This window comes from Streptomyces sp. NRRL F-5755, assembly GCF_001279365.1.
Lineage (GTDB): Bacteria > Actinomycetota > Actinomycetes > Streptomycetales > Streptomycetaceae > Streptomyces > Streptomyces rimosus.
Window position 1 is genome coordinate 1 of record NZ_LGCW01000091.1, and the last position, 7,278, is coordinate 7,278.

Consider the following 7,278-nt stretch of genomic DNA (forward strand, 5'->3'; position numbering starts at 1 on the left):
TCAGATGTGTATAAGAGACAGGATGGGGACGGGCCGGACGGCGGGGGCGGGTGGTGGCGGGTACGTCCGTATCGGTTCAGGCGGCGGCCGTGCGTCCGTATCGGTTCAGGCCGCGGCCGTACGTCCGTACCGGTTCACCCCACGGCCGTACGGCTCCACCCTCGCAGCCACCCGTGCACCGCCCAAGCGCACCCGGCGCCCACCGCGTACCAGAACAGATCCGGCGCGTTGAAGGTCGAGCCGAGCACCAGGCGCGCCACCACGCTGCGCCGGGACAGCTCCGCCGGGACGTCGCTGAGCTGCGCGAACTCCACTGCCCAGCTGATGGCCAGGGCCACACCGGCCGCGACCGGCGGCCGGACGCGCGGCGCGGCCACCACCACCAGCGTCTGCACGAGCACGGTATACAGCGCGTCCCCCGCGTACTTGGCGACGTCCGGCCCCAGTCCCGTGCGGGCCGCCCCGGCCCGCACGCCGAGCCCTGCGGCGACGGTCAGCAGCGCCGTGAGGCCCGCCACCAGGCGTGTACGAGCCACGCCGTCCCCCCGTATTCCCCCGTTCGTCACTCCGCCGGGGCCCCCGGCTTCCGGCCGCGCGCCATCACGACGGCCAGCCCGGTGTCCGTGTCACGCCAGAAAGCCACCGCGTCCGCGATGACCTCCTCGGCGACGCTCCAGTCGTCCGGCGCGGCAGCCGCGTACCCCTGCCAGCCGCACACCACCAGCACCCGGCCGCGGTCTGCCGGACACCACGACAGGTCGGTCAGGCAGTCCGCCAGCGCGTCCCAGTTACGGCCGAACCAGTCGGGCAGCCGCAGCGCCCGCGCGCAGCGGTCCATGAACTCCGCCTTGTCCGTGACCCCTTCGAGGTCGAGCAGCGCACCACTCCACCCGGCCGCGCGCGCCGCGTCCAGCGCTTCCTGCGCGGGCCGGTCGTGCGGCCAGGGCACCACCCCGGGGGGCGTAGCGCCGTCGAGCACCGCCGCGAGCGGCCGGGGCACGGGAGCCGTCATCGGAGCACCGCCTTGAAAGTCCGGTAGTGGTCATCGGTGTAGTACGTCTCGTGGCTGTCGCCGGTCACGATCCGGCGCGCGCCACGGTCCTTCGAACCCGGGGTGGGAACCGTGTATTCGTGGTAGTAGCCCCGCTTCTGCCGGGGCAGCAGCCGCTCGTGGTTGCCGAAGACCGTGCCGTCCTTCGGGTACGGGAACGGGCCCTTCGCGTCGATCAGCCGCAGCGTCTCACGAGCCTGCGCGGGCAGCCGGCCGGCCGGTACGGTCGCCATGCCGCGCGCCCACTCCGGCGCCGTGGCGCTCCCCGAGGGCGCCCCGTGCGTGGGCTTCGCGCTCCCCTGCCCGCCACCGCCTCCGGAACAGCCGGACACCAGCAGCAGAACGCAGGCCAGCAGCGCGGCGAGCACGCCGGCGGCAGCACGGGGAGCGGAACGGATCACCATGCGCCGATGCTGTCACAGGGCGGCACGGGGTGCGCGCCCGCGTCCGTACAAGATCACACCCCGCGTCCGTACAAGATCACATCACGGCCGGCGCTGGACACGCGCCCGCATGCGAACCCGACCACCCACGGCCGCCCGCAGGGCTCACGAACCGTCCGGGTCGGCCCGCTCCAGCGCCGGACGTGGGCCGGGGCCCGTCTCCAGCAGCAGATGATCGGCGGCGGCCGTGTCCGTCACCAGGCTGGTCACCAGCCCGGACCGCAGCACCGCGCCGATCGCCGCCGCCTTGCGCCGGCCGCCCGCGATCGCCACGACCTCGGGGATGCGGCGCAGCCGGTCCGCCTCGACGGTGATGCACCGCTCGCCCAGGTCCCGCCCGATCCGGCGGCCCTCGGCGTCGAAGAGGTGCGCGGACATCTCGGCGGCGGCGCCCAGCGAGGCGTAGTGCTCCCGCTCCTGCTCCGTGAGCATGTCGTAGACGGTGGAGATGCCCGGCGCCCAGGAGCCGATGGAGACGCAGGCGACGGTGACCTTGTCGAAGTACTCGAACGCGCGGGCGATGCCGGTCTGGCCGCGCAGGGCGGCGGCGGTCGCCGGGTCGGGCAGCAGCATCGGCGCGTAGATGGGGTGCGCCTCGCCGCCCGAGACGTCGGCGGCGCGGCGCACCGCCTCGACCGACCCGCGGTCCGCGGTCCCGGCGTCGTACACACCGGTCAGCTGCACGACCGTGCACGGCGGGAGGCGGTGCAGCGCGGCCGCCATGTGGATGGTGGACCGGCCCCAGGCGAGACCGAGCACGTCCCCCTCCGTCACCAGTTCCCCCAGCAGGTCGGCCGCGACCTCGCCGAGGTTCTCCGGGTCCGGGGCGTCGTCGGCCGCGTCGGCGGGCGACTCCACCACGACCGCGTGCCGCAGGCCGTAGCGGGCCCGCAGCGCGTCGGACCGTTCGGCGTCCAGCTCCGCCGGGACGCGGATCTCGATCCGTACGAGGTCACGCTCCAGCGCCGTCTCCAGCACCCGGGCGACCTTGAAGCGGCTGACGCCGAACTCCTCGGCGATCTGGATCTTGGACTTGCCCTCTAGGTAGAAGCGGCGGGCCATGGCCGCGGCCTGCACCAGCTCGGCGGGGCCCATTGCGGACTGTGGGCGGCTGGCAACCACGAGATTCTCCCCTTGTGCGCACCTGATCGAGTCTTTGCTCATCCTTGCAGAAACCCGAGGTGGTCGGGGACCATCACCGCCCTGGTCATCGTGAACGCTCGGTGGCGGTGACACCAAGAAACACCGGCGTGCGGTCCGTGCGCGGGACCGTACACACCACGTGCGGCGCCGGTGCCCGCGGCCGGTCCGCGGGCACCCCTGCGTCGAAGGCGCTGCGTCAGTGCGCGCAGGCCCAGCCGGCCCCGGCCGTCGCGGCCTCGGCCTGCGCCCGCAGCTCGCGCACCGCCTTGGCAGGGTCGTCCGCCCCGTACACCGCCGAACCCGCGACGAAGACGTCCGCGCCGGCCTCCGCACACCGCTCGATCGTGGACGTCGAGACACCGCCGTCCACCTGGAGCCACATCTGCAGGCCGTGCTTGGAGATCAGCTCCCGGGTCCGGCGGATCTTCGGCAGCATGATGTCCAGGAACGCCTGCCCGCCGAAGCCCGGCTCCACGGTCATGATCAGCAGCATGTCCAGCTCGGGCAGCAGATCCTCGTACGGCTCGACCGGCGTGGCCGGCTTGAGCGCCATCGAGGCCCGCGCCCCCTTGGCCCGGATCTCCCGCGCCAGCCGTACGGGCGCGGCCGCCGCCTCCGCGTGGAAGGTCACCGACCCGGCACCCGCCTCGATGTACTGCGGCGCCCACCGGTCCGGGTCCTCGATCATCAGATGCAGATCGAGCGGGGTGTCCGTCGCCTTGCTCAGCGCCTCGACGACCGGAGCACCCAGCGTCAGATTCGGCACGAAGTGGTTGTCCATCACATCGACATGCAGCCAGTCGGCGCCCTCGACGGCCTTCGCCTCCTCGGCGAGCCGGGCGAAGTCTGCGGACAGGATGCTGGGGTTGATCAAGGCCATGCCTCCAGTATGTCCCCTTGCCGACGGGGGGACTAAGGGGGTGGGTGGGGCACACGGCCGTGGCCCGGCTCCCGCCGCCCCGGGGCCCTACGCCGTCCGCCGCAACAGCGCCAAGTACATCGCGTCCGTACCGTGCAGATGCGGCCACAGCTGTACGTCCGGCCCGTCGCCCAGGGCGGGTACGCCCGGCAGCAGCGGGCGGGCGTCGATCCACTCCGCGGTCACGTCCGCGCCGCCCCGTGCCTTGAGGACGTCCTCCACCACGGCGCGCGTCTCGGCCAGGTGCGGTGAGCAGGTCGCGTAGCCGACCACGCCGCCGACGCGGACCGAGAGCAGGGCCTGGCGCAGCAGTTCGCGCTGGAGCGGGGCGAAGCCCTCCAGGTCCTCCGGGCGGCGCCGCCAGCGGGCCTCCGGGCGCCGCCGGAGCGCGCCGAGGCCGGTGCACGGGACGTCCATCAGGACACGGTCGAAGGAGCCGGGGCGCCACGGCGGGCGGGTGCCGTCGGCCGCGATGACCTCGTACGGGCCAGGGTTGCCCGCCAGCGAACGCGCCACCAGGCGGGCGCGGTGCGGCTGCTTCTCGGAGGCGAGCAGCCGGGCGCCGCGCTGCGCGGCGAGCGCGCCCAGCAGTGCGGCCTTGCCGCCCGGACCGGCGCAGCCGTCGAGCCAGGTGCGGTCGGCGCCTTCGAGGGGCGCGTTGGCCAGGGCCACCGCGACGAGCTGGCTGCCCTCGTCCTGCACACCGGCCCGGCCCTCCCGTACCGCGTCCAGGGCGCCGGGCTCGCCGCCCTCGGCGAGCCGTACCGCGTACGGGGACCAGCGGCCCGGCAGGGCGCTCTCCTCCCCCACGGCCTCGATCAGTTCCTCGGGGGTGGACCGCCCGGGCCGGGCCACGAGCGTGACCTCGGGCCGCTCGTTGTCGGCCGCCAGCAGGTCCTCCAGGCCCGCGCGCCCGCCGCCGAGGGAGTCCCAGAGCGCCGAGACGACCCACCGCGGGTGCGCGTGCACGATCCCGAGATGCTCCTCGGGGTCCTCGTCGTACTCCGGCGCGACCCGCTCCAGCCACCCGTCCAGGTCATCCGCGGCGATCTTCCGCAGCACGGCGTTGACGAACTTCGCGCGCCCGTCGCCCAGCACCACGCGGGCCAGCTCGACACTGGCGCTCACCGCGGCGTGCGTCGGGATGCGCGTACCGAGCAGCTGGTGCGCGCCGAGCGAGAGCACGTCCAGCACCGGCGGGTCCACCTCGCGCAGCGGCCGGTCCACGCACCGCGCGATGATCGCGTCGTACGTACCCTGCCACCGCAGCGTGCCGTACACCAGCTCGGTGGCCAGCGCCGCGTCCCGCCCGTCGAAGTCCCCGTTCTCCCGCGCCTTGCGCAGCATCGGCGGCAGCACCAGGTTCGCGTACGCGTCCCGCTCGTCGACGGCCCGCAGCGCCTCGAAGGCGAGTATCCGAACCGGGTCCTTACGGGGGCGGCGATAGGGCTTGCTGGGACGACGCGACTGGCCACTCACGGGAAATGTGCTCCGCTGCTGTACGGGAAGAAGTTCGAACCCAAGCCTACGTGGCGCCGGGAGGAGGGGGTGGAGGCGCTGGGCCCGTGACCGGCGACGACGGCCTTGGGGGCCTGGGGTGGGCGCTGGGGTCCTGGGGGCGTGCCCTTGGTTTCTGAGTCCGAGCCCTGGCCTCCTGGATCCGAGCCCTGGGGCTCTGGGGCCCTGCCCTCAGTCCCCCAACCGCTCCGCGTCCCCGATCCGCACTCCCCGGGCCCAGTCCGCGCCGCGCATCGGCTTCTTGCCCTGCGGCTGGACCCACAGCAGTTCCACCGCGTGACTGCCCGTACCCACGTACACCGCCTTCTTGGTGACGGCGAGTTCGCCCGGCGCCAGGTCCGTACGGTCGGCCACCAGGCCCACCGACATCAGCTTCAGCCGCTCGCCGCGGAACAGCGTCCACGCGCCGGGCGCGGGCGCGCACCCGCGCACGACCCGGTCCACCCGCAGGGCGGGCGCCGTCCAGTCCACCTTCGCGTCCTCGACCTCCAGTTTCGGCGCGAGGGTGATGCCCTCACCCGGCTGCGGCACCGGCTGCAGCGTGCCGTCCTCGATGCCGTCCATGGTGGCGGCCAGCAGCCCCGCCCCGGCGAGGGCCAGCCGGGTCAGCAGGTCGCCGCTGGTGTCGGTCGGCCGTACCTGCTCCGTGATCACCCCGAACACCGGCCCGGAGTCCAGCCCTTCCTCGATCTGGAACGTGGAGGCGCCGGTCACCTCGTCACCGGCCAGCACCGCGTGCTGCACCGGCGCCGCGCCGCGCCACGCGGGCAGCAGCGAGAAGTGCAGATTGACCCAGCCGTGCGCGGGAATGTCCAGGGCCGCCTTGGGCAGCAGCGCCCCGTAGGCGACGACCGGGCAGCAGTCCGGCGCGATCTCCCGCAGCCGGGCGAGGAAGTCCTCGTCGCGCGGCTTGGCGGGCTTGAGCACCTCGATGCCGGCCTCCTCGGCGCGTTCGGCGACCGGGCTGGCGACCAGCCGGCGGCCACGGCCGGCGGGGGCGTCGGGCCGGGTGACGACGGCGACGACCTCGTGCCGGTCCGAGGCGATCAGGGCATCCAGGGCGGGTACGGCGACCTCGGGGGTGCCGGCGAAGACGAGCCTCATGGGTGGCGTACTACCTCTCACACGCTGCGGAACGGCGCACCAGTCTATGGGCCACCCCTTCGAGGGGGCGCGCGAACAGACGCGCGCCCCACATTGGAGCCCGTACGCCCCCATACCGTGACCAGAGCCACTGCTGTTGCGTTGGTCAAGCAGCATTGACCGAGCCGGGCCGCCCTCGCGGCCCGCTCGTTTACCTGCTTGTCACGTTCCTCTGCACATCCAACGCCGGTTCGAGAGGCTTGTTCATGGCCGACCACGCAACCCACGACGCCCAGGCGCGCGCCAGCCTGCACCTACTGGTACGGGACATCGAGCGGGTCCGCCGGCAGGTGGACGCCCTGCGCACCCTGACCGCTCAGCTCGGCAACGTCTACCGACCGCGGCGCACCGGCCCGTCCGCGGGCTTCGTCGTCTACGGGCGCGCCCCAGCCCCGACCGTACGTCTCGCCCAGGAACTGCGCGACAGCGTCGAAACCCTCGTCACGGCGGCGGTGGACTTCGACCGCTCGCTGGGCTTCTCCTGGGATGCGGTGGGTTCGGCCCTCGGCGTCACGAAACAAGCCGTGCACCGCCGTTACGGCGCCCGCCGCTCCACCGCCCAGCCCGGCTCCGAGAACAGCGAGGGAGTCCGTACGGCCGAACCGTCCGGCGCCCGCAGCCTGGCCGTCTCCCCCGGCCTGCCCGCCGCACCGTCGGTGCCCGCCGCCCGTACGCTCCCGGGCCAGTCCCCGGTCCCGTCCCGCGAAGAGGCCCGCCCCGGCGCCTTCCCCGGCCCCCGCAACGGCTGACCACCCCCACACCCCGCCCCGGCTCCTCCCCCGGGGCGGTTTCTTTCCCCGCCTCCGTTCCCGGCCTGCATACCAGTCCCGTACTGCCGGCCCCAGGCAGCCGCACACGCGGGGCTGCCTACGTGGAGCCGTGCTCGTACGAGCGCAAGGGGCCGCCGACGGCGCTTGCTAGCCCGGCGGAATTTCGCCGGACCCGAAGCCCGCGCCCAGGAGCCTCGGGGCCCGCCCAGGATCCTCGGGCCCTCGCCCAAAAGCTCCGGGTTCTCCCCAAGGTTTCCGGGCCCCAGATTCCCCGGGCCCTCCTAGGAGGAC

General features: G+C 73.9%; 8 protein-coding genes. 1 reads left to right on the forward strand and 7 read right to left on the reverse strand.

Annotated features, from left to right (window positions below):
* Positions 1 to 134: 134 nt before the first annotated feature.
* From ADK86_RS11835 to fmt, 7 genes are all read right to left on the reverse strand, one after another.
* A complete protein-coding gene (locus ADK86_RS11835; RefSeq protein ID WP_324611386.1) occupies positions 135 to 536 on the reverse strand; it encodes a DUF2809 domain-containing protein in 402 nt (133 codons plus the stop codon).
* Between the two features lie 26 nt (positions 537 to 562).
* Positions 563 to 1,012 carry a barstar family protein gene (locus ADK86_RS11840; RefSeq protein ID WP_053696556.1) on the reverse strand — a complete coding sequence of 150 codons (450 nt, stop codon included), beginning with the start codon at positions 1,010 to 1,012 and terminating at the stop codon, positions 563 to 565.
* Positions 1,009 to 1,455, reverse strand: a complete 447-nt coding sequence (locus ADK86_RS11845) for a ribonuclease domain-containing protein (RefSeq protein WP_030590719.1) — start codon at positions 1,453 to 1,455, stop codon at positions 1,009 to 1,011. The genes ADK86_RS11840 and ADK86_RS11845 overlap by 4 nt, the downstream gene beginning before the upstream one ends.
* Positions 1,456 to 1,599: 144 nt before the next feature.
* Complete coding sequence (locus ADK86_RS11850; RefSeq protein WP_003982703.1) at positions 1,600 to 2,589, reverse strand: sugar-binding transcriptional regulator; 990 nt, start codon at positions 2,587 to 2,589, stop codon at positions 1,600 to 1,602.
* A 244-nt stretch (positions 2,590 to 2,833) separates the two neighbouring features.
* A complete protein-coding gene (rpe, locus tag ADK86_RS11855) occupies positions 2,834 to 3,517 on the reverse strand; it encodes a ribulose-phosphate 3-epimerase (protein ID WP_053696557.1) in 684 nt (227 codons plus the stop codon).
* An 87-nt stretch (positions 3,518 to 3,604) separates the two neighbouring features.
* Positions 3,605 to 5,035, reverse strand: coding sequence for an RsmB/NOP family class I SAM-dependent RNA methyltransferase (locus tag ADK86_RS11860; RefSeq protein ID WP_053696558.1), 1,431 nt, complete (start codon positions 5,033 to 5,035; stop codon positions 3,605 to 3,607).
* A gap of 210 nt (positions 5,036 to 5,245) precedes the next feature.
* The gene (fmt, locus tag ADK86_RS11865) at positions 5,246 to 6,178 is read right to left on the reverse strand and encodes a methionyl-tRNA formyltransferase (protein WP_053696559.1); all 933 of its coding nucleotides are present in this window, start codon (positions 6,176 to 6,178) and stop codon (positions 5,246 to 5,248) included.
* Positions 6,179 to 6,423: 245 nt separating this feature from the next.
* On the opposite strand from fmt, the gene ADK86_RS11870 reads away from it, so the two are divergent.
* Positions 6,424 to 6,966, forward strand: a complete 543-nt coding sequence (locus tag ADK86_RS11870; protein WP_053696561.1) for a hypothetical protein — start codon at positions 6,424 to 6,426, stop codon at positions 6,964 to 6,966.
* Positions 6,967 to 7,278 lie beyond the last annotated feature (312 nt).

Coding starts and splice junctions, on each gene's coding strand:
- ADK86_RS11840 (WP_053696556.1), bottom strand. CDS start 1,012: ATGACGGCTCCCGTGCCCCGGCCGCTCGCGGCGGTGCTCGACGGCGCT.
- ADK86_RS11845 (WP_030590719.1), bottom strand. CDS start 1,455: ATGGTGATCCGTTCCGCTCCCCGTGCTGCCGCCGGCGTGCTCGCCGCG.
- fmt (WP_053696559.1), bottom strand. CDS start 6,178: ATGAGGCTCGTCTTCGCCGGCACCCCCGAGGTCGCCGTACCCGCCCTG.
- ADK86_RS11850 (WP_003982703.1), bottom strand. CDS start 2,589: ATGGGCCCCGCCGAGCTGGTGCAGGCCGCGGCCATGGCCCGCCGCTTC.
- rpe (WP_053696557.1), bottom strand. CDS start 3,517: ATGGCCTTGATCAACCCCAGCATCCTGTCCGCAGACTTCGCCCGGCTC.
- ADK86_RS11870 (WP_053696561.1), top strand. CDS start 6,424: ATGGCCGACCACGCAACCCACGACGCCCAGGCGCGCGCCAGCCTGCAC.